General features: G+C 63.3%; 20 protein-coding genes. 17 read left to right on the top strand and 3 right to left on the bottom strand.

What is annotated here, in order from left to right; all coding sequences use genetic code 11:
• The first annotated feature begins 5 nt into the window (after positions 1-5).
• The gene (gene tmpA / locus AC1DXU_RS00840; RefSeq protein WP_477363120.1) at positions 6-1,157 is read left to right on the top strand and encodes a 2-trimethylaminoethylphosphonate dioxygenase; all 1,152 of its coding nucleotides are present in this window, start codon (positions 6-8) and stop codon (positions 1,155-1,157) included.
• Positions 1,154-1,738, top strand: coding sequence for a (R)-1-hydroxy-2-trimethylaminoethylphosphonate oxygenase (gene tmpB / locus AC1DXU_RS00835; RefSeq protein ID WP_477363117.1), 585 nt, complete (start codon positions 1,154-1,156; stop codon positions 1,736-1,738). Before tmpA ends, tmpB begins: the two co-directional genes overlap by 4 nt.
• A gap of 164 nt (positions 1,739-1,902) precedes the next feature.
• Here tmpB and AC1DXU_RS00830 read toward each other — a convergent pair whose 3' ends face one another.
• Complete coding sequence (locus AC1DXU_RS00830) at positions 1,903-2,052, bottom strand: hypothetical protein (RefSeq protein WP_477363114.1); 150 nt, start codon at positions 2,050-2,052, stop codon at positions 1,903-1,905.
• Between the two features lie 414 nt (positions 2,053-2,466).
• Between AC1DXU_RS00830 and AC1DXU_RS00825 the strand changes: the two genes are divergently transcribed.
• The 11 genes from AC1DXU_RS00825 to AC1DXU_RS00775 all read left to right on the top strand — a co-directional run bounded on the left by AC1DXU_RS00825 (position 2,467) and on the right by AC1DXU_RS00775 (position 15,402).
• A complete protein-coding gene (locus tag AC1DXU_RS00825) occupies positions 2,467-3,627 on the top strand; it encodes a PcfJ domain-containing protein (RefSeq protein WP_477363111.1) in 1,161 nt (386 codons plus the stop codon).
• A gap of 247 nt (positions 3,628-3,874) precedes the next feature.
• Positions 3,875-5,656 (top strand): acetolactate synthase 3 large subunit, encoded by a 1,782-nt coding sequence (locus tag AC1DXU_RS00820; RefSeq protein WP_477363108.1) that lies wholly within the window; start codon positions 3,875-3,877, stop codon positions 5,654-5,656.
• Between the two features lie 84 nt (positions 5,657-5,740).
• Positions 5,741-6,313 (top strand): acetolactate synthase small subunit, encoded by a 573-nt coding sequence (gene ilvN / locus AC1DXU_RS00815; protein WP_477244780.1) that lies wholly within the window; start codon positions 5,741-5,743, stop codon positions 6,311-6,313.
• Positions 6,314-6,415: 102 nt separating this feature from the next.
• Positions 6,416-7,012: a LysE family translocator gene (locus AC1DXU_RS00810; protein WP_477363105.1), complete on the top strand. Its 597-nt coding sequence runs from the start codon at positions 6,416-6,418 to the stop codon at positions 7,010-7,012.
• Positions 7,013-7,147: 135 nt separating this feature from the next.
• The gene (locus AC1DXU_RS00805) at positions 7,148-7,618 is read left to right on the top strand and encodes a nucleoside deaminase (RefSeq protein ID WP_477312048.1); all 471 of its coding nucleotides are present in this window, start codon (positions 7,148-7,150) and stop codon (positions 7,616-7,618) included.
• Positions 7,619-7,838: 220 nt separating this feature from the next.
• Complete coding sequence (locus tag AC1DXU_RS00800) at positions 7,839-9,104, top strand: efflux RND transporter periplasmic adaptor subunit (RefSeq protein ID WP_477363102.1); 1,266 nt, start codon at positions 7,839-7,841, stop codon at positions 9,102-9,104.
• Complete coding sequence (locus tag AC1DXU_RS00795) at positions 9,101-12,268, top strand: efflux RND transporter permease subunit (RefSeq protein ID WP_477363099.1); 3,168 nt, start codon at positions 9,101-9,103, stop codon at positions 12,266-12,268. Before AC1DXU_RS00800 ends, AC1DXU_RS00795 begins: the two co-directional genes overlap by 4 nt.
• Positions 12,269-12,330: 62 nt before the next feature.
• Positions 12,331-12,933 (top strand): nitrile hydratase subunit alpha, encoded by a 603-nt coding sequence (gene nthA, locus AC1DXU_RS00790; RefSeq protein ID WP_477363096.1) that lies wholly within the window; start codon positions 12,331-12,333, stop codon positions 12,931-12,933.
• Complete coding sequence (nthB, locus tag AC1DXU_RS00785) at positions 12,930-13,589, top strand: nitrile hydratase subunit beta (RefSeq protein ID WP_477363093.1); 660 nt, start codon at positions 12,930-12,932, stop codon at positions 13,587-13,589. Before nthA ends, nthB begins: the two co-directional genes overlap by 4 nt.
• Positions 13,576-13,935, top strand: coding sequence for a nitrile hydratase accessory protein (locus tag AC1DXU_RS00780; RefSeq protein ID WP_477363090.1), 360 nt, complete (start codon positions 13,576-13,578; stop codon positions 13,933-13,935). The genes nthB and AC1DXU_RS00780 overlap by 14 nt, the downstream gene beginning before the upstream one ends.
• Positions 13,936-14,274: 339 nt before the next feature.
• A complete protein-coding gene (locus AC1DXU_RS00775; protein WP_477277108.1) occupies positions 14,275-15,402 on the top strand; it encodes an ATP-dependent DNA helicase in 1,128 nt (375 codons plus the stop codon).
• On the opposite strand, the gene AC1DXU_RS00770 is transcribed toward AC1DXU_RS00775, so the two are convergent.
• Positions 15,395-15,802: a SpoIIAA family protein gene (locus AC1DXU_RS00770; protein ID WP_477363087.1), complete on the bottom strand. Its 408-nt coding sequence runs from the start codon at positions 15,800-15,802 to the stop codon at positions 15,395-15,397. The two genes, AC1DXU_RS00775 and AC1DXU_RS00770, sit on opposite strands and share 8 nt — an antisense overlap.
• Positions 15,803-15,912: 110 nt before the next feature.
• Between AC1DXU_RS00770 and AC1DXU_RS00765 the strand changes: the two genes are divergently transcribed.
• From AC1DXU_RS00765 to AC1DXU_RS00755, 3 genes are all read left to right on the top strand, one after another.
• A complete protein-coding gene (locus tag AC1DXU_RS00765; protein ID WP_477363084.1) occupies positions 15,913-16,653 on the top strand; it encodes a pyridoxine 5'-phosphate synthase in 741 nt (246 codons plus the stop codon).
• A gap of 103 nt (positions 16,654-16,756) precedes the next feature.
• Positions 16,757-18,676 carry a potassium transporter Kup gene (locus tag AC1DXU_RS00760; RefSeq protein ID WP_477363081.1) on the top strand — a complete coding sequence of 640 codons (1,920 nt, stop codon included), beginning with the start codon at positions 16,757-16,759 and terminating at the stop codon, positions 18,674-18,676.
• 34 nt (positions 18,677-18,710) lie between these two features.
• Positions 18,711-19,751 carry an SDR family oxidoreductase gene (locus AC1DXU_RS00755; protein WP_477363078.1) on the top strand — a complete coding sequence of 347 codons (1,041 nt, stop codon included), beginning with the start codon at positions 18,711-18,713 and terminating at the stop codon, positions 19,749-19,751.
• Between the two features lie 45 nt (positions 19,752-19,796).
• Here the strand turns inward: AC1DXU_RS00755 and AC1DXU_RS00750 are convergent, their stop codons facing one another.
• Positions 19,797-20,690 (bottom strand): SDR family oxidoreductase, encoded by an 894-nt coding sequence (locus tag AC1DXU_RS00750; RefSeq protein WP_477363075.1) that lies wholly within the window; start codon positions 20,688-20,690, stop codon positions 19,797-19,799.
• 139 nt (positions 20,691-20,829) lie between these two features.
• On the opposite strand from AC1DXU_RS00750, the gene AC1DXU_RS00745 reads away from it, so the two are divergent.
• Positions 20,830-21,240, top strand: a complete 411-nt coding sequence (locus AC1DXU_RS00745; protein WP_477363072.1) for a winged helix-turn-helix transcriptional regulator — start codon at positions 20,830-20,832, stop codon at positions 21,238-21,240.
• Positions 21,241-21,279: the final 39 nt, after the last annotated feature.

Raw genomic sequence — 21,279 nt, 5'->3', positions numbered from 1 at the left:
CGATCATGCTGACCAATGTGGACATTGCCGACGACGGGCGAACAGTTGAACTGGGCTGGAGCGGCGGCAAGCGTTCCCGTTTCCATGCGATCTGGCTGCGCGACAACGCGCTCGACGACAAGACGCGCAGCCCCGGCAACGGCCAGCGGCTGATCACCATTCTCGACATTCCGGCGGAGACCCGGATCGGCCAAGCCACGATCGAACACGGCGATCTGCGGCTGCGTTTCCTGCCCGAAGGCAAGGAGGTGACATTCCCGTCGGCGTGGCTCAGCGCAAACAGCTATGACCGTGAGGCGCCCGACACGGCAGGCTGGACCGGCGAGGCCATCCGGCGCTGGACCAAAGCGACGATGCAGGACACGCTGCCGCTTGCCGGCTATGCCGCGGCGGCTCGCCATCCCGCGGTGCTGGCGGGATGGCTGGCGGCGGTCAGGAGCTATGGCTTTGCCGTGATGGATGGGCTGCCAACTGAATCCGGAGCGCTGTGCAAGGTCGTCGACCTGTTCGGCTACATCAGGGAAACCAATTACGGGCGCTGGTTCGAGGTGCGCGCCGAGGTCAACCCGAGCAATCTCGCCTACACCAATCTCGGACTACAGGCACACACCGACAATCCCTATCGCGATCCGGTGCCGACGCTGCAGGTCTTGGCCTGCATCGAAAACACCGTCGAGGGCGGTGAATCGAGCGTCGTCGACGGTTTCGCCGTTGCCGCCGCGTTGCAGGCCGAGAACCCCGAGGGGTTTCGTCTGCTGAGTTCATGTCCGGCCCGGTTCGAGTATGCCGGCTCCTCGGGTGTGCGGCTTCAGTCGAAGCGACCGATGATCGAGCTCGGCCCGGACGGCGAACTGATCGCCATCCGTTTCAACAACCGCTCGCTTGCCGCCACCACCGACGTGCCGTTCGCCGATATGGAAGCCTACTATTCCGCCTATCGGCGTTTCGCCGAACTGATCGAGGATCCCGCCTTCGAGGTGACCTTCAAGCTCGAACCGGGACAGGCCTTCATCGTCGACAACACCCGCGTCATGCATGCGCGCAAGGCGTTTTCGGGAACCGGCAAGCGCTGGCTGCAAGGGTGCTACGCCGACAAGGATGGGCTGCTGTCGACCCTTGCCGCGATCGAACACGGGTTCAAGGAAGCAGCCGAATGAGCAAGCAACAACCGACCACCGACACCATCGTCGAATTCATCGCCGACATCTTTGAAAGGCGCGGCGCCGAGTCCTATCTCGGTGAGCCGGTGACGATGTCCGAGCATATGCTGCAAGGCGCCTGGCTGGCCGAGCAGGACGGCGCGCCCGACGTGCTGGTCGCGGCGGCCCTGCTGCACGACATCGGCCACTACACCAGCGAGTTCGGCACCTATTCGCCCGACGATGTCGAGGACAAGCACCATGACGAGGCCGGTGGCGAGGTGCTGGCGCCGTTCTTCCCGCCGGTCATCGTCGAATGCGTCAGGCTGCATGTGTCCGCCAAACGCTATCTCTGCGCCACCGACCCGACCTATTTCTCAAGGCTGTCGCAGGCTTCGGTCCACACGCTGTCGCTGCAGGGCGGGCCGATGAACGCAGAGGAAGTCGCCGAGTTCCGCAAGAACCGGTACCATGAAGAGGCGGTGCGGGTCCGCATATGGGACGAGGGCGGCAAGGTCGCCAACATGAAGACGCGGGCGTTCCGCGACTATGTGCCGATGCTGCGGCGGGTGGTTCGCGACTTCAGCAAACGCGCCTGACAGCGGACCGGGACGAAACAGCCATGTGCTTCTGCTTTGATGGGGAAGGCGCAGTGACGCCATATAGACCGGATGGCTGCCGGGACCGCCTGCCAGCCGCAAGCACTCTCGACGCGCCGCTGGGCACCTCGCTTGGCGAGCCCGGCCACCTAATCGCTGCCGGTTCATTCGAATTCGTAGATGCCGACCACGTTCGCCGCCTTGCTGCTGCGCCTGTTCCGATGTATTAGCCGCGCCCACATGCGGCTTTCCCTTTGCCGCACCGTACCGGTCACACTTTCGATGGAGGCGACGATGAGATCTTGTTCACGCATTTTGCGCCTCCGCTGGCGGCGGACGGGCTGAGCCGCTTAACGGCTGATACCCACTTACTGACGATCTGAGCCGGCGCCCGTGACGCGTGGGGCAGTCACCGTTCGAAGGCGATTACATCGACACAGAATGCCCTGGCGAAGCCGTGGCAAACGGTTGGGGCCGAATGCTCCCACCGATGAGAGCGGCTGCCCAAAGGGCTGAGATGCGGCTTTGCAACAGTCGATCATGCTATTGTAAACATTGAAAGAATGACGCTTGCGCCAATGCCGTTGCGGGCGTAGTGACGCCGCCCATTCGTAATCGTTCATTCCTCAGAGGAGACCTGTCCATGTCACGGCAACCCAGATCGACACATTCCGTGCCGGCGCTGGAATTGCGCGCGGCTGACAGGGTTCCAATCGGGAAGAACGGCCATGGCAAAGTCCATGATCCAGCGCAGGCAGGACGCCGAGCGCCAACGCATTGAAGCATATCAAGCATCGCTACGGCGGGTTTCCGCCGTGCCGCGTCCCGCTCCGGATTTCGAGCAGGCGCTTGATGAGGCACGCCGGCAGTTTGCCAGCATAGCGATCCGTGACGGTGCGCTGTGGCGTCCGAAGCTGAAGACGCGCGACCCCGCGCGTCTGCGGCTGGCCGCGGCACGTCATCTCTACGCGATCTACCCTGTCCCTGCGGCGCTCGAAGCCATCTGGCTCGACAGTTCGGGGCTCGATGCCAACGAGATCAAGCTGCGCAAGGCCTGGTACATCGCGGCTGCGGGCGGCAACTCGCTCTACAAGGCGGGCGCCAGTGCGTGGCTGTCGCGCAAGGAGGTGCATTGCTTCCTGAACGTGTCCGCGGAGTTCGGCTTCGAGGAGGCGTTCTGGTTCGCGATCGTCCGGTCGTACACGCAGGATTGCGGGCTGGCGGCACGGCTTGCGCGCACCAAGATCGCGCGCACGCCACGCGGCGAGCTGGCCTTCTGGCGTGAGGTGGCGCGCTTCTTCTGCGAGCATCCGGCGTCGAAGGAGGAGATCGACGATCTCTGCGATTTCCTCGGCGCCAGGCACCGGCGCGATGCGGCCTACAGCCTGAAGGGCCGTACGCTCGCTTCGCTGCGCCGGCAGATGGTGGATTGGCACCGCGACCTTGCCGCCATCGAGCGCATCGAGGCGATGCGCCGCCGTGCCGCCGCCAGGGTCCAGCCGGTTGCCGGCGCACAGCCGCAGGTCGACGCCTGGGCCGGCTCGCGCCTGCAGGACTGGGAGTGGCGCCCCCAGCCCAAGGAGGCGAAAGTCTACGGCGAGGGGTTCTCCATCCGCCAGTTGAAGACGGCGGAGGATCTTGTTGCCGAGAGCCGGGCGATGCATCACTGCGTCTCGATGTATGCCGCCAAATGCATTGCCGGCTACGCCTCGATCTGGACGCTGCGGCGCAAGGCATTGGGCAAGACCGAGCGGCTGCTGACGATCGAGCTCGATCAGAAGCATCACGCGGTGCAGGTGCGCGGTTTCGGCAATCGCCTGGCCACGCCTGAGGAACAAAAAATCCTCGAGCGCTGGGCCAAGGCGAAGGCCGTGACGCTTGGCGCCTGATAAAAGTGAATCCGCGCGGCCGAAAAGCCGCGCGGATTGCCCGTTGACATCCGCGCAAAACCAATCCTATTGTCCGCCACCATGAAAATTGCACTCATTCTCGTAGTAGGAAAGCGCGTGGGCAAGGCGGTGTAACCGCCGGGCGGAAACCTCCCATGCGCAAGACACAGGCTCCCTCGGGGGCCTTTTTTATTGCCTGAAACACGACTAGACAACGCCCAGACGGCGACAGTACGGGACCAGACCGATGAGCAACGGACAGAACGAGCGGCGCGAAATGACGGGCGCCGAAATGGTGGTGCAGGCGCTGAAGGACAATGGCGTCAAGCATATTTTCGGCTATCCCGGCGGCGCCGTGCTTCCGATCTACGACGAGATTTTTCAGCAGGACGAGGTCGAGCACATCCTGGTTCGTCACGAGCAGGGCGCAGGCCATGCGGCCGAAGGCTATGCGCGCTCGACCGGCAAGGCCGGCGTCATGCTGGTGACCTCGGGGCCGGGCGCCACCAATGCGGTGACGCCGCTGCAGGATGCGCTGATGGATTCGATCCCGCTGGTCTGCCTGACCGGGCAGGTGCCGACCTCGCTCATCGGCTCCGACGCCTTCCAGGAATGCGACACCGTCGGCATCACGCGCCCCTGCACCAAGCACAACTGGCTGGTGAAGGACGTCAACGAGCTCGCCGCCACCATTCATGAGGCCTTCCATGTCGCCACCACCGGGCGTCCCGGTCCGGTCGTGGTCGACATTCCCAAGGACGTGCAGTTCGCCAGGGGTATCTACGTGCCGCCGCAGACGGCGCCGCGCACCAGCTACCAGCCGAAGGTCCAGGGCGATCTGGAAAAGATCAAGGCGGCGGTCGATCTGATGGCCGGCGCCAAAAAGCCGATCATCTATTCGGGTGGCGGCGTCATCAATTCCGGCCCGGAGGCGAGCCATCTGCTGCGCGAGCTGGTCGATCTCACCGGCTTTCCCATCACCTCGACGCTGATGGGTCTGGGCGCCTATCCGGCATCGGGCAAGAACTGGATGGGCATGCTGGGGATGCACGGCACCTATGAAGCCAACATGGCGATGCATGATTGCGACGTCATGATCTGCATCGGCGCGCGCTTCGACGACCGCATCACCGGGCGGCTGACCGCGTTCTCGCCGAACTCCAAGAAGATCCACATCGACATCGATCCGTCGTCGATCAACAAGAACGTCCATACCGAAGTGCCGATCATCGGCGATGTCGGCCGGGTGCTGGAGGATATGGTGCGGCTGTGGCGGGCGACCGCCAAGACCGACAAGAAGGCGCTGCACCCCTGGTGGGAGCAGATCGCCAAATGGCGGGCGCGGGATTCGCTCGCCTACAAGATGAACCACGACGTGATCATGCCGCAATATGCCGTCCAGCGGCTCTATGAACTGACCAAGCATATGGACACCTACATCACCACCGAGGTCGGCCAGCACCAGATGTGGGCGGCGCAGCACTATCATTTCGAGAAGCCGAACCGCTGGATGACCTCTGGCGGGCTCGGCACGATGGGCTATGGCCTGCCGGCCGCGCTCGGCGTGCAGATCGCGCATCCCGATGCGCTGGTCATCGACATTGCCGGCGACGCCTCGGTGCAGATGACGATCCAGGAGATGAGTGCGGCGGTGCAGCACAATGCGCCGATCAAGATCTTCATCCTCAACAACCAGTATATGGGCATGGTGCGGCAGTGGCAGCAGCTGCTGCACGGCAACCGGCTGTCGCATTCCTACACCGAAGCGATGCCGGATTTCGTCAAGCTGGCGGAAGCCTATGGTGGCCACGGCATTCGCTGCGAAAAGCCCGACGAACTGGACGACGCCATCAAGGAGATGATTGCGGTGAAGAAGCCGGTGATCTTCGATTGCCGCGTGGCCACGCTCGCCAACTGCTTCCCGATGATCCCGTCAGGCAAGGCGCATAACGAGATGCTGTTGCCGGACGAGGCCACCGACGAGGCCGTTGCTAACGCCATCGACGCCAAGGGCAGGGAACTGGTGTAGCCAACAAGCCGGGGCAGGGCTTTTCTGGAGAAGCCGTGCGCAAACAGAGAATTAGCTCAAAAGTTTGAAATCGAGATTCATGTCATGAACGCACAGCTACAGCCGACCGGCTCGGCCTATTTCATCGCCAAGGAAACGGAAAAGCCGGAGAACCACACGCTTTCCGTGCTGGTCGACAATGAGCCGGGCGTGCTGGCCCGGGTCATCGGCCTGTTTTCTGGCCGCGGCTACAACATCGAGAGCCTGACCGTCTCCGAGACCGAGCATGAAAAGCACCTGTCGCGCATCACCATCGTGACGCGCGGCACGCCGCATGTGCTGGAGCAGATCAAGCACCAGCTCGAACGCATCGTGCCGGTGCACCGGGTCGTCGACCTCACCGTGCGCTCGCACGAGCTCGGCCAGGAGCGGCCGCTGGAGCGCGAACTGGCGCTGGTCAAGGTCGCCGGCACCGGCGAAGCCCGTGTCGAGGCGCTCAGACTCGCCGACGCTTTCCGCGCCTCGGTCATCGACGCCAACACCGAGCATTTCATCTTCGAGATCACCGGCAAGGGCTCCAAGATCGACCAGTTCATCGCCATCATGAAGCCGCTCGGCCTGGTCGAAATCTGCCGCACCGGCGTGGCGGCATTGAACCGCGGCGCGCAGGGCATGTAGCCCTAAGCCTCGCGCCTCAGCTGGCCCCGCTGCGGGCCGGCTGTGGCCCTTTGTGCGTCTGGCGTAAAAGGACAATATAGCTGACGTATCTGGGAGGATAGCATGTCCCTCGACGCATTCCTTGCCCTGTTGGTCTACGCGTTGGTGACCTCGATCACGCCGGGGCCGAACAACCTCATGCTGCTGGCCTCGGGCGTCAATTTCGGCATCGTCAGAACCATTCCGCACATGCTCGGCATCAGCATGGGTTTCATGGTGCTGTTGCTGGCCGTTGGCTTCGGGCTTGGCGCGGTGCTGACGGCGTTTCCGGCATTGCATACGGGACTAAAGATCGCCGGCGGCGCCTATCTGTTGTACCTCGCCTGGAAGATCGCCATGTCGCGCTCGCTGAGCGGCAAGGGTGAGACGGAGACGCAGCCGATGCGCTTCATCGATGCGGCGGCATTCCAGTGGGTCAATCCGAAGGCGTGGGTGATGGCGATCACCGCCATGGCCGTCTATGCCAATCCCGAGCACCCGTTTCTGTCGGTGGCGCTGGTCGCCATCGCGTTCACCATCGTCAACCTGCCAAGCGTGTCGGTGTGGGCCGGTTTCGGCACGGCGCTGCGCGGATTTCTGTCGGATCCGGTGCGGCTGAAATGGTTCAACATCGCCATGGGTGTGTTGTTGGCGGCGACGCTGTGGCCGATGCTGCGCTAAGGGTGCATTGATTAGAGCCGGAAGATGACGGATGCGGCGATGCAGATCGCCGACTTGAATCTGATTTGCAGCCCCTTGGAAATCCCCCTGATTCAAGACAAAATCATACCGCTCTAGCCTTTTTGGGGGACTCGGATGGAAAGCCACGAGCCGTTTCTACGCGAGGCGATTGCGCTCTCGAAATCCGCAATGGAACGCGGCGACGAACCGTTTGGCTCGCTGCTGGTGAGGGACGGCGAAGTAATCTTGCGCGCCGAAAACAGCGTCTTCACGGGCCACGATATGACGAACCACGCCGAGATGAACCTGGTCAAACTGGCGGCGCAGCACTACGACACTGCTTTTCTCGCGGACTGCACACTCTATACCAGCACGGAGCCGTGCGCGATGTGCGCCGGGGCGATTTACTGGTCGGGTATCGGGCGTATGGTTTTTGCGTGCTCCGAGGCGCGGCTTGGCGAGATCGCTGGAATTGGCTTGAACGTGCCGAGCCGGGCGGTGCTGCAAACCGGTGCGCGCATCGTCACTGTGGTTGGCCCCAACCTCGAAGACGAAGCCGCCGAAGTCCATCAGGGATTCTGGCCGAAGCATCTGGGCAAGGCTTAGAGACCAGCTGCCGAGGCCCACGACAGGCGTCGGCCCGGGATCATGAGCCGGCTGCACATCCATTGTGCAGTGCACATTAAATCTTCGTAATGCCGTGTTTTGGCCCTTTTCCGACAAAGGCGCGTCCTATCTATTCGGCGAAATCGCGGCAGGAGCTTGCGAGTTACGCTAGAATGCGACCACCGGGTTCGGCGTGTCGGATAAAGAAGGCATGTTGTCGATGCGTGGAAAGATCGCTCTGGCGGTGGTGGCCGTGGCCTGCGTCGTCGCGGCCTGGCTCTATGTTTCGCCCACCGCCATGGGCAGTCTTCAGCAAATGCTGGCAGGCAAGCAAACGGCGGCGGCAGACAAGCCGGCAGCAGGCGCAAACGCTGCGCGTTCAACCTCGGTGCTTGCCGCCACCGCCTCTACCGCCGATTTCCCGATCCGGCGCTATGCCATCGGATTTGTCTCGTCGCCGGCCGTCGTCAGCATCAACGCCCGGGTCTCCAGCCAGATCGTGTCGATCGCCGTCAAGGACGGGCAGATGGTCAAGGCCGGCGATGTCCTGCTCTCGCTGGACGATCGGGCGCTGAAGGCGCAACTCGCCAAGGACCAGGCGACGCTGGCCAAGGACCAGGCGCTGCTCGCCAGCACGCAGTCGGATCTTCAGCGCGCCAAGGACCTCGTCGCCAAGCAGGCCGGCACGCAGCAAACCTACGATCAGGCGGTCGCGGCGCAAAAGGCGGCCGCAGCCACGGTCGACGCCGACAAGGCGACGCTCGATGCCGATATGGTCCAGCTCGGCTTTGCCACCATCACAGCGCCGATCTCCGGCAGACTTGGCGCGGTCAACGTCGCGGTCGGCGATCTCGTCACCACCAGCAACGGCAACAGCAGCACCGCAACGCCGCTGGTCACCATCACCGAGATGGACCCGCTGCAGGTCAACTTCAATCTTCCCGAAAGCGATCTTGCCTTGCTGCACAAGGCGCTGGCGACGCCGCTGGTGGGCGGGGTGACGCTGACCAAGGACGGCAACCCGGCGCCGATCGGCACCGGCACGCTCGACTTCGTCGATTCCAGCGTCGACACCGCCTCCGGCACGATCGCAACGCGGGCGAGCGTGCCCAATGCCGACCTTTCGCTGTGGCCGGGGCAGTATGTCAATGTCGTGCTCGATGCCGGCACCATGCCGCAGATGACGTCCGTGCCGACGGTTGCGGTGCAGCCCAGCCAGAAGGGGCCGTTCGTCTATGTCATCAAGGCCGACAGTACGGTGGAGATGCGGCCCGTGCAGGTGGCGCTGACCGAAGGCGGCAACAGCGCCATCAGCCAGGGCCTGAAGAGCGGCGAGCGTGTCGTCGTCGAGGGCCAGACCAGGCTGAAGAATGGCGCCGCTGTCCACGAAGGCAAGGCGACTGCCGCTGATGACCAGGCGGCGCCGAAGGTCGCGGAAGCAGAAAAAGCCGGTGGGGCCGACAAGGCCGGCGGGGCGCGTCCATGATTTCCGAATTCTGCATACGCAGGCCCGTTGCCACGCTGCTGATGTCGTTCGCGCTCGTTCTGGGCGGGCTGTTTGCCTACAAGTTCCTGCCGGTGGCGGCCTTGCCGAGCGCCGAGTTTCCGGTGGTCAATGTCTCGGCGTCGCTGCCGGGCGCCTCGCCGGAAACCATGGCGACCTCGGTGGCAACGCCGCTGATCAAGCAGTTCTCGACCATCGCCGGCATCGATTCGATCTCGACCACCAATTCGCTCGGCTCGACCTCGATCGCCATCCAGTTCGTGCTCGACCGCGACATCGATGCCGCGGCGGCAGACGTGCAGGCTGCAATCGCTCGCACCCAGCGGCAATTGCCGCCGGAGATGACCAGCCCGCCGAGCTATCGCAAGGTCAACCCGGCCGATGCGCCGATCCTGTTGATGTCACTGGTCAGCGACACGGTTCCGCTGACCGATCTCGATGCCTTCGCCGAGAACGTGATCTCGCCGTCGCTGTCGACGCTGGACGGCGTGGCGCAGGTTTCGATCTTCGGCCAGCAGAAATATGCCGTGCGCATCCAGATCGATCCGACGGCGCTTGCCGCGCGCGGCATCTCGATCGACCAGCTGCAGACGGCCATCGCCTCGGCCAACAGCAACACGCCGCTCGGCGTGCTGCAGAACGATCAGCAGCAGCTGACGATCACGGCCAACACACAGCTGACCAATGCCGCGGGCTTTTCCAATCTGATCATCGCCACCAAGAACGGCCATCCGGTGCGGCTCGGCGAGGTCACGCGCGTCATCGATTCGGTGCAGACGACAACGACGGCAAGCTGGTATGACGGCACCCGCGCGGTCATTCTGGCCGTGCAGCGCCAGCCAGACGCCAACACCGTCGAGGTGGTCGACCGCGTCAAGGCGATGCTGCCGTCCTTCGAGGAGCAGATGCCGGCGGCGGCCAGCATCAAATTGCTCAACGATCGCTCGACCTCGATCCGCGCCGCTGTCGATGACGTGCAGTTCACGCTGCTGCTCACCATCGCGCTGGTGGTGATGGTGATCTTCCTGTTCCTGCGCCGGGTCACGGCGACGATCATTCCGGCGGTGGCGGTGCCGATCTCGCTCATCGCCACACTCGGCGTGATGTTCCTGTTCGGCTTTTCCATCGACAATATCTCGCTGATGGGGCTGACGCTGGCCGTCGGCCTCGTCGTCGACGACGCCATCGTCATGCTGGAGAACATCTTCCGCCACATGGAGGAGGACGGGCTGTCGGCCATGGAAGCGGCGCTGAAGGGCGCGCGCGAAATCGGCTTCACCATCATCTCGATCTCGATCTCGCTGGTGGCGGTGTTCATCCCCGTGCTTTTGATGGGCGGGGTGATCGGGCGCATCTTCAACGAGTTCGCGGTGGTGGTGACGGTCGCCATCCTGGCATCGATGTTCGTCTCGCTGACGCTGACCCCGATGCTGTGCTCGCGGCTGCTGTCGGTGTCGAAGGCCGAGCGCGACGCGGCGCATGGCGAAGGCCGCAGGCATGACTTCGTCACCCGCGCCTATGACTGGCTGCTGACGTTTTGCCTGCGCCATACTTTTCTGGTTTTCCTGGTCTTCATCGGTACGGCGGCAGCGTCGGTCTGGCTGATCCAGATCTCGCCGAAGGGCTTCTTCCCGCAGGAAGATATTGGCCAGATTTCGGTGACGACGATCGCCCGCCAGGACATCTCGTTCGACGCCATGGTCAAGCTGCAGGGGCAGGTGGCGAATGTCTTTTCGCATTCGCCCTATGTCTCGCATGTGGCTTGGTCGGCCGGCAGCGGCGGCAATGCGCTGAACCAGGGCCAGCTCTATGTGCAGTTGAAGGACAAGAGCCAGCGCCCCAATATCGAGAAGGTGCAGTCGGACCTGCGCAAGCAACTGGCCAATGTCCCGGGCATCGAGGCCTATATGCAGCCGGTGCAGAATTTGCGTCTGGGATCGCGTTCTTCCGCCAGCGCCTATCAGCTCGTCGTGCAGGGCCTCGATACCGGTGCGACCGACATCTGGGCGCAGAAGTTGTCGGACGCGATGGCCGCGGATCACGCCGCCTTCACCGACGTCACCAACGACCTGCAGAACAACGCGCTGCAGGCGACATTGGTGGTCGACCGCGACAAGGCGGCAACGCTCGGCATCGACACTGATACGCTGCGCTCCAGCCTCTATGGTGGTTTCGGCACCCAGCAGGTCTCGACCATTTTTGGGTCGGCCGACAGCTATCAGGTGGTCATGGAGCTTGATCCGAAGATCGAGTGGTCGCCTGAGAGGATGCTGGCCATCCAGGTGAGGACGGCCAGCGGCAGCCTGGTGCCACTCGGCGCCTTTGCGCGTGTTGATCGAACCGCCGGCGCCTTGACCGTCAACCAGCTTGGCCAGCTTCCGGCGGTGACCATCTCCTACAATCTGCCGCAGGGCGTGGCGCTTGGCGACAGCGTCACGCATATCAACGCGCTGAAGGACAAGATCGGGCTGCCGACGACGATCTCGACCAGTTTCGCGGGTACGGCCAAGACGTTCCAGGATTCGCTGGCCAACCAGGGGCTGCTGATCGGCGGCGCCATCCTCACCATCTACATCGTGCTCGGCATCCTCTACGAGAGCTTCATCCATCCGCTCACCATCCTGACCGGCCTGCCTTCGGCGGTGCTGGGCGCGCTGGTCGCGCTGCGGCTGGCGGGTATGGACCTGTCGGTGATTGCCGTCATCGGCATCCTGATGCTGATCGGCATCGTCAAGAAGAACGGCATCATGATGATCGATGTCGCGCTGGAGCTGCGACGAGATGGAATGTCGCCGATCGACTCTATCCACAAAGCCTGCATCATGCGTTTCCGGCCGATCATGATGACGACTTTGGCCGCGCTGATGGGCACCATCCCGATCGCGCTCGGCACCGGCGCCAGCGCCGAACTGCGCCAGCCGCTCGGCGTGGCAGTGGTCGGCGGTCTCGTCGCCTCGCAGGCGCTGACCCTGTTCGTGACGCCGGTCATCTATGTCTACATGGAACGCTTCTCCGGCTGGCTGCTTGGCCTGTGGACGCCGCTACAGGGCGGCGAGCCGCTTCCGGTCGAGGCCGTCGACCAGCCTTCGCTGTTCGACGCCAAGGAAGAGCCATTGGACGAACCGCAAAGGGCCGCCGCCGAATAGCGACGGTCCTGGACCAAGCCGTCGTGCTTGCGGCCTTGCGCCCGCGACCGTAATTTGCGGCCATGGCACACGATCATGACCACGACAACGAACTCGACCCCTTTGCCGCGCGGGTGCGCGCGCTGGAAACGATCCTCACCCAGAAGGGGCTGATCGATCCGGCGGCGATCGACGTCATCGTCGACACCTACGAGACGAAAATCGGCCCCCGCAACGGCGCCAGGGTGGTGGCCAAGGCGTGGGTCGACGCCGACTTCGCCGCCTGGCTGAAGCGCGATGCGACGGCGGCGATCGAATCGCTGAGCTATACCGGCCGGCAAGGCGAGCACATGCAAGCGGTGTTCAACACCGATGAGACCCACAATCTCGTCGTCTGCACGCTGTGCTCCTGCTATCCGTGGTCGGTGCTCGGCCTGCCGCCGGTCTGGTACAAGGCGCCGCCCTATCGCTCGCGCGCGGTGATCGATCCGCGCGGCGTACTGGAGGAATTCGGGCTGATCTTGCCGGCCGACAAAAAGATCCGCGTCTGGGATTCGACCGCCGAGCTGCGCTATCTCGTGGTGCCGATGCGGCCCGAAAACACCGAAGGCTGGAGCGAGGAGCAGCTCTCCGAACTGGTCAGCCGCGACGCGATGATCGGCACCGCTGTGGCGAGGGTTGCATGAACGGGCCGCACGATCTCGGCGGGCAGATGGGTTTTGGGCCAGTCGCGCCTGAAACGGACGAACCCTATTTCCATGCCGCCTGGCAGAGGCGGGCGCTTGGCGTGACGCTCACCGCCGGCGCCATGGGCGCCTGGAACATCGATGAGAGCCGGCATGCCAGGGAATCGCTGCATCCGGCCGTCTATTATGCCTCCAGCTATTACCAGATCTGGATCAAGGCGCTGGAGGTGCTGCTCAAGCGGCATGGCTTCATCAGTGAGCGAGATCTGGCCGAGGGCCGGGCGGTCGATCCGGCAGCGACTCCCAAGAGGGTGCTGAAGGCGGAAAACGTGCCGGCGGTGCTGGCCAAGGGCGGTCCTTGCGACCGGCCGGTTGCGACGCTGGCGCGATTCAAAGCTGGGCAGGCCGTGCGCACCAAGAACTTCAATCCGACCGGCCACACGCGGCTGCCGCGCTATGCGCGCGGCAAGCAGGGAATTATCGAGGCCGTGCGCGACGGTTTTGTCTTTCCCGACAGCAATGCACGCGGGCAGGGCGAAAATCCGCAATGGGTCTATACGGTGGTCTTTGATGGTTCGGAAATCTGGGGCGAGGGAGCCGACCCGACGCTGACCGTCTCGATCGATGCCTGGGAGAGCTATCTTGAGCCGGCATGAGGCTGCCGGATTGCCGCCTGGTTTCGTCGATGAACCGGTGTTCGCCGAGCCGTGGCAGGCCGAAGCTTTTGCCATGACGGTGGCCTTGCATGACAAGGGGCTGTTTTCCTGGAGCGAGTGGGCGGAGGCATTGTCCGCCGAGGTGAAGAAGCCGGGAGCTGCAAGCGACGGCCACGATTATTACGAGCACTGGCTGGCGGCGCTGGAGAAATTGCTGGCGGCCAAGGGCGTCGCCGGCAAGGGTGACGTCGACACACTTGCCGCCGCCTGGGAACGCGCCGCGCATGCAACGCCTCACGGCAAGCCGATTTTATTGGAGAACGATCCGGGGTTTGGTGAGGGATGAAGTCCCCGTCGCGTTAGCGCTGCCCCTCACCTGCCTGCCGGCATCCTCTCCCCGTATAGAGACGGGGAGAGGGGAGCTGTCGCCGAAGCCATTGCCAGTCGCCTGCGTTGGATAAGTTACGCCGAGGCCGCGGCCAGCCTTTTTCTCCCCGTCACTATACGGGGAGAAATGCCCGGCAGGGCAATGAGGGGCAACGCTGACGGTTTGTCCTTTATCTGAGGCCATTGCCTGGCCATGTTTGTTCCCTTTACGTTCCAATTCAGCCCTGATAGCTTGAATGCTTGAGGCATTGATGGTGGCGGCCTTGTCTTTCCCTTGCGAATCCGGTCTCTCGCGCTGATGGAATTCTCTCCCCAACAGGATGAGGCGCTGCAGGCGGTTGCGCGCTGGCTCAAGGAAGGCCGACCGCAACTGTTCCGGCTGTTCGGCTATGCCGGCACCGGCAAGACGACGCTGGCGCGCTATTTTGCCGAACATGTCGACGGCCAGGTGCAGTTCGCCGCCTTCACCGGCAAGGCGGCGCAGGTGCTGCGTTCCAAGGGCGCGGTCAATGCCCGCACCATCCATTCGCTGATCTACAGGCCGAAGGGCGAGGAATCGGTGTCGGACGAGGTCACCGGCAAGACCTCGATGACGCCGACCTTTTCGCTCAACCGGCAAAGCCCGATCTCGCGCGCCAAGCTCGTCGTCATCGACGAGTGCTCGATGGTCGACGAGCAGCTCGGCCGCGACCTGATGAGTTTCGGCACGCCGATCCTTGTGCTCGGCGATCCCGGCCAGTTGCCGCCGATCTCCGGCGGCGGCTTCTTCACCGACCATGAGCCGGATATCCTGCTCACCGAAATCCACCGCCAGGCGCGCGACAATCCGATCCTGCGCTTGGCGCTCGACGTGCGCGAGGGCCGCGAGTTCATGCGCGGCGACTATGGCACGGCGCAAGTGATCGGCAAGGAGGACGTCACCCAGGAGCTGGTGCTGAAGGCGGACCAGGTGCTGGTCGGCACCAACCGCACGCGGCGGCGCTACAATCAGCGCCTGCGTGAACTCAAGGGCTTCAACGCCGACTATCCGCAGGCCGGCGACAAGTTGGTCTGCCTGCGCAACGATCCGGCCAAGGGACTACTCAACGGCTCGCTGTGGAAGGTGATGACCTCGTCGCGCGAAACGGTGAAGCCCGGCATCAACCTTCTGGTGTCGCCGGAAGAGGACGATCCGGACCGCGGCGTCGCCAAGATCAAGCTGCTCAAGTCGGCGTTCGAGGATCCGGATGCCGATATTCCCTGGCAGCAGAAGAAGCGGTTCGACGATTTCGACTATGGCTACGCGCTCACCGTGCACAAGGCGCAGGGCTCTCAGTGGAACGAGATCGTGCTTTTCGATGAAAGCTGGGCGTTCAAGGAAACGCGCCAGCGCTGGCTCTACACCGCCATCACCCGCGCCGCCGAGCGGCTGACCATCGTCAGGTAGGCTGTTCTATCGGCCGGGCGCCGAGCCATTGCCAGGCCACCGATTCGTCCTCGACTTTAAAATGCCTGAGCTCCAGGGCGGATGACGCCGGCATGAATTCGCGCGCTGCCGGTATCCAGTTGGGGTCACCGACCGTCGCGCAACGGCTAATATGCTGCAAGGCATGGACGGTGCCCTGTTCTAGCGTCTCGTCTTGTATGTTGGCCCACTCGACGCCTTGCGGGTCTATCACGCGCACCAGCACATCGATCCTGTCATGCAGCAGGTAGGCTGCCTCCAGCAGGCCGAAAAGGTTCTCTGCGTCGGCGGCCGTGACATGGCCAACGACGTCGACGGCGAAAAGGTCATCGCGGTTGGTGTCGATGCGGCGGATCGCGGGCACGGTGTCCAGAAAATTCATGGCTGTCCTCAGCTTGCAGGGCATATACCCGACTGGAACACCCGAAACCCCCTGTCTGTTCCCATCAAAGCCAGTATAGATGCGCTGCTAAAAGAACCGGACCCGAAGCCATGCCTGCAAAGCTTTCCGTCAATCTCAATGCCATCGCCATGCTGCGCAACCGGCGCGACCTCCCATGGCCGAGCGTGATCGGGCTCGGGCGCCTTGCACTTGCCGCCGGCGCGCATGGGCTGACGGTGCATCCGCGTCCCGACGAGCGGCACACGCGGCACTCCGACCTGCCTGAGATCAGGGCGCTGATCGACGACGAGTTCCCCAAGGCGGAATTCAACATCGAGGGTTATCCGAATGAGGATTTTCTGGCGCTGGTGGAAAAGCACCAGCCGGAGCAGGTGACGCTGGTGCCAGACGATCCGGCGCAGGCGACCTCCGACCATGGCTGGAACTTTGTCGCCGAGGCTGCGTTCCTCACGCCCATCGTCAAGCGCCTAAAAAAGACGGGCATTCGCGTGTCGCTGTTTTCCGACTCGCATCCTGAAGGCATATCGGCGGCGCGTGATACCGGTGCCGACCGGATCGAGCTCTACACCGGTCCCTATGGCAGCTGCCATTCCGATTCCGCCAGGGCGGCCAAGGAGCTGGAAAAATTGGGAAAAACCGCTGACGCAGCGCTTGCCGCCGGACTCCAGGTCAATGCCGGGCACGATCTGGTGGTGAACAATTTGCCGGCGCTGGCAAAGCGCATCCCGGCCTTGGCCGAAGTGTCAATTGGGCATGGGTTGACAGCCGATGCGTTGGAGTATGGCATGGCCGGCACGGTGGGGCGGTTTCTGAAAGCCTGCGGGTGGTAGAGGGAGAAACCCTGGCGTTACGGCATGGCAGCCATTACGTGAGGGCACTTGATATTGCATCGCAGCAAGCGTAGAGCACCGCGCGCTTATCGGAGTGTCGTCCATGGCCCTTGCCAATACTGGTAGTGAGGCAGAACCCGTCGAACAATCGAGCCATCCAGAGATCGAACAGCATAGCACCAAGGTGTTGATGCTGGGCGCGCTCGGCGTGGTCTATGGCGATATCGGCACCAGCCCGATCTATGCGTTCCGCGAGGCATTGCATGCTTCGGCCGGCGGCAATGTGGCCGAACGGGGCGATATCCTCGGCGTGCTGTCGCTGATCATCTGGTCGCTGACGATCATCGTCACAATCAAATACATCATGTTCGTGCTGAGGGCCGACAACCGCGGCGAGGGCGGGGTGCTGTCACTGATGGCGCTGGCGCGCGGCAGTTTCCCGACGCGCTCGGCGTTGATCCTCGGTATCGGCATGGTTGGCGCCTCGCTGTTTTACGGCGACGCCGTCATCACGCCGGCGATCTCGGTGCTTTCGGCGGTCGAAGGCATGAATGTCGTCACGCCTGCCTTCCAGCCCTATGTGGTGCCGCTGACACTGCTGATCCTCGCCATAGTGTTCGCGGTGCAGCGTTTCGGCACCGGCGGCGTGGCGCTGGTCTTCGGCCCGGTTACGGCGGTCTGGTTCCTGGCCATCGGCCTGTCCGGCCTCAACCACATCATCGGCGATCCTGAAATCCTGCTGGCCATCAGCCCGCATTACATCGTGGCGTTCCTGATCCATTCGCCCGACGTCGCTTTCGTCACCATCGGCGCCATCTTCCTGGCCGTCACCGGCGCCGAGGCGCTGTATGCCGATCTCGGCCATTTCGGGCGCAAGCCGATCGTGCTTGCCTGGCTGTCGATCGTGTTTCCCTGCCTGCTGCTCAACTATGTCGGCCAGGGCGCCTTCGTGCTGGCCAATGGCGGCGTCGTCGGCCATCCGTTCTTCGAGATGAACGAAGGCTGGACGCTGATCCCGATGGTGGTGCTGGCGACCGCCGCCACCGTCATCGCCAGCCAGGCAGTGATTTCGGGCGCTTTTTCGCTGACCCGGCAGGCGGTGCAGCTCAACATGCTGCCGCGCCTGGAAATCCTGCACACGTCGGAGAAGCAGTCCGGCCAGATCTACATGCCGCGCGTCAATCTCTTGCTGGCGCTGGTGGTGATGCTGCTGGTGGTTGGCTTCGGCGAATCCAGCAAGCTGGCCTCGGCCTACGGCATTTCGGTGACCGGCAACATGCTGGTGACGACGGTGCTGCTCTATGTCGTGATGTCGCGGATCTGGAAATGGCCGTCCTGGCTGTCAATCAGCCTGACGGCGCTGTTCGCCTTCATCGATGTCGGCTTTTTCGCCTCCAACATCGTCAAGGTGTTCGAAGGCGGCTGGGCTTCGCTGGCAGTGGCCTTCACCATCGTTCTGGCCATGGCAACCTGGGTGCGCGGCAGCCGCTACCTGTTCGACAAGACCCGCAGGAACGAGATCCCGCTCGATTTCCTCGCCGGCAATCTTTTGAAGAAGAAGCCGCAGCTGGTGTCCGGCACGGCCGTGTTCCTGACCAGCGACCCGCAAAGCGCGCCGACCGCGTTGATGCACAGCCTGAAGCACTACAAGGTGCTGCATGAGCAGAACGTCATCCTTTCGGTGGTCACGGCGCCGCAGCCGGTGGTGCCCGACAGCGACCGCGTCAAGATGGAGACGGTCAACGAGCTGTTCATGCGGGTGACGCTGACCTTCGGCTATATGGAACAGCCCAACATTCCACGCGCGCTGGCGATCTGTCGCAAGCAGGGCTGGAAGTTCGACATCATGACGACGTCGTTCTTCCTGTCGCGGCGCTCGCTCAAGGCTTCGCCCAATTCCGGCATGCCGGTGTGGCAGGACAGGCTGTTCATCGGCCTGGCGCGCACGGCGGCCGATGCGACGGAGTATTTCCAGATCCCGACCGGACGTGTGGTCGAGATCGGAACGCAGGTGGCGATCTGAGGGTCTCGAACAAATAGTTTTTGAGGGGGCGGGCATGAGCGGCGAATTGGTGCTTGTTACCGGTGGCTCCGGCTTCCTCGGCGCTCACTGCATCCTGGCTCTGCTGGATGCAGGCTACCGCGTGCGCACGACGGTGCGCTCAGCCAAGCGGGAAGCCGATGTTCTGGCCATGTTGAAGGTCGGCGGTGCCGAGCCCGGCGAAGCGCTTTCATTCGCCTATGCCGATCTGACGACCGACACGGGTTGGCCTGAAGCCGTCGCCGGATGCGAGTATGTTCTTCATGTCGCTTCGCCGTTCCCGCCCGACATGCCCAGGCATGAAGACGATCTGATCATCCCGGCTCGCGAAGGGGCAATGCGCGTGCTGCGGGCGGCAGGCGATGCCGGCGTCAAGCGCGTCGTGCTCACCTCGTCCTTCGCCGCCGTCGGCTATGGCCAGGCGCCGGTTGCCGGCCGTCCGTTCACCGAGGAGAACTGGACCAATCTGGCGGAAAAGGTGAGCGCCTATGTGAAGTCGAAGACCTTGGCCGAACGCGCAGCCTGGGACTTCATTGCCGGTCAAGGCGGCGCATTGGAGCTGGCGGTCGTCAATCCGGTCGGGATCTTCGGACCGGTCCTGGGACCGGATCATTCGACCTCCACGGAGTTCATAGGACGCTTGATGGATGGCGCAATGCCGGGCCTGCCGCGCATGTTGTTCGGCGTGGTCGACGTCCGGGACGTGGCGGACCTGCATGTGCGTGCCATGACCAATCCCCTGGCCAAGGGCGAGCGGTTCCTGGCCATCAGCGGCGATTTCATGACGATGCTGGAGATTGCACAAACGCTGAAAGCCCGGCTGGGCACTGCGGCGTCGCGCGTTCCGACGCGGGTGCTGCCGGATTGGCTGGTGAGGATCGTCGGACTGTTCGACGGGCAAGCAGCCCAGATCGTGACGGAACTGGGCAAGGCGAGGAACGCGACGGGGGCCAAGGCCATGCGTATGCTCGGCTGGGCGCCGCGGTCGCGTGAAGAGGCCATCGTTGCAACCGGCGAAAGCCTGATCCGGCTGGGATTGCTCAAGAAATCGATATAGTGGTGCGGGAGGCCGAGAAGAATTCGGCTCCCCGCAGCGTAGGCTTCAGCCGGCCAGGGCGACCTTGTTGGCCTCGAGGAACTGCTTCAGCGTTTGCGGCTTCCTGCCGGACAGCGTCTCAACCGCGTCCGTCACCAAGTCGATGCGGCCTGAGCGCGTGTTGGTGTCAAAGGAAACGATGACGCTGGCGAACTCCTCGGGAACGCCGGCCGCTTTCACGCCTTCGATCAGGGCCTCTTCGGGCAATTGGATGACGTCCAGCTTCTTGCCGGTAACTTCGCTGACCAGGGCGGCGATCTCGGCAGTCGTATAAGCTTGCGGGCCGGTCAGCGTGTAGGTCTTGCTGTCAGTCGAGCCGGAAGCAAGGCCTGCGGCTATGGCAGCTGCCATATCGTCGCGCGCACCATGGGCGACGCGGCCGTCGCCGGCGGACGTGTACCACTGTCCCGAGGCAATGGCGTGCGGCAGCGCCAGAAACAGGTTCTCCTGGTACCAGCCGTTGCGGAAGATCGTATGGGCAATGCCGCTGGCCTTGATCGCCTGCTCGGTGCCGTAGTGGTCGCCGGCAAACAGCACGGGTGAACCCGGCTCCGGATTGGGCATCGAGGTGTAGAGCAGATGTGAAACGCCTGCCTGCTTCGCAGCGGCTACCGCTGCCTGATGCTGCTTCAGACGCCTGCCGGTTTTGATATCGAGATCGCTGGTCGAAATGATCAGCACCCTGTCGGCGCCCTTGAATGCGCTTTCCAGCGAGGCCGCGTCGTTGAAGTCGGCGGCCCTGACAACGACGCCGCGCGCCGCCAGATCGGCCAGGCTTTCGGGATTGCGGGTGGTGGCGATGATGTTTGCCGGCGGAACCTTGTGCGTGTCCAGGAGATGGTGGATGACGCCGCGGCCGAGCTGGCCGGCGGCGCCGGTGACGAGAAGGGTTTCGGTCATTGGGAGATCCTGTCGTTGCGCCGAACCGGCGAGTGCCTATATGCGAGTCTCAAAAAGAGACCAGCACTAAAATAGGAATTGACCGACCCCCGTAAAGAAGGCAGTTTTACGGGAGGTAGGCACAGGCAAGGAACCAGCCGTGGACAGCAGCATCGTCAATCTGAAGTCGAAACTCGAGATCTACAAGGCGCAGAGCGGCGGCGGAAATCTTGCCGATTGTCCGGTGCGCGATGTGATCCAGGGTATCAGCAGCCGATGGAGTTCGCTGTTGATGATGGCGCTTGCCGAAAAAACCTATCGCTTCGGCGAGTTGCGCCGCCTAGTGCCTGATATCTCGCAGCGCATGCTGACCCAGACGCTGCACGATCTGCAGCGCGACGGCTATGTGCGTCGCCAGGTGTTTCCGACCAAACCGCCAAGCGTCGAATACAGCCTCACCGATCTCGGGCGCTCGATGTTCGGGGCCTTGCATCAGCTGATCCAGTGGGCCGAGCTCAACCACGATGCAGTGCGCGAGGCGCGGACTGTTTTCGATACCGACCACGCGTGAAAGCCCAGACCGCAACTTGATTTGGCGACACCGCTGAAG

It is taken from the genome of Mesorhizobium sp. P3_A10 (assembly GCF_056403175.1).
This window is presented reverse-complemented; position numbering and strand designations above follow the sequence as displayed.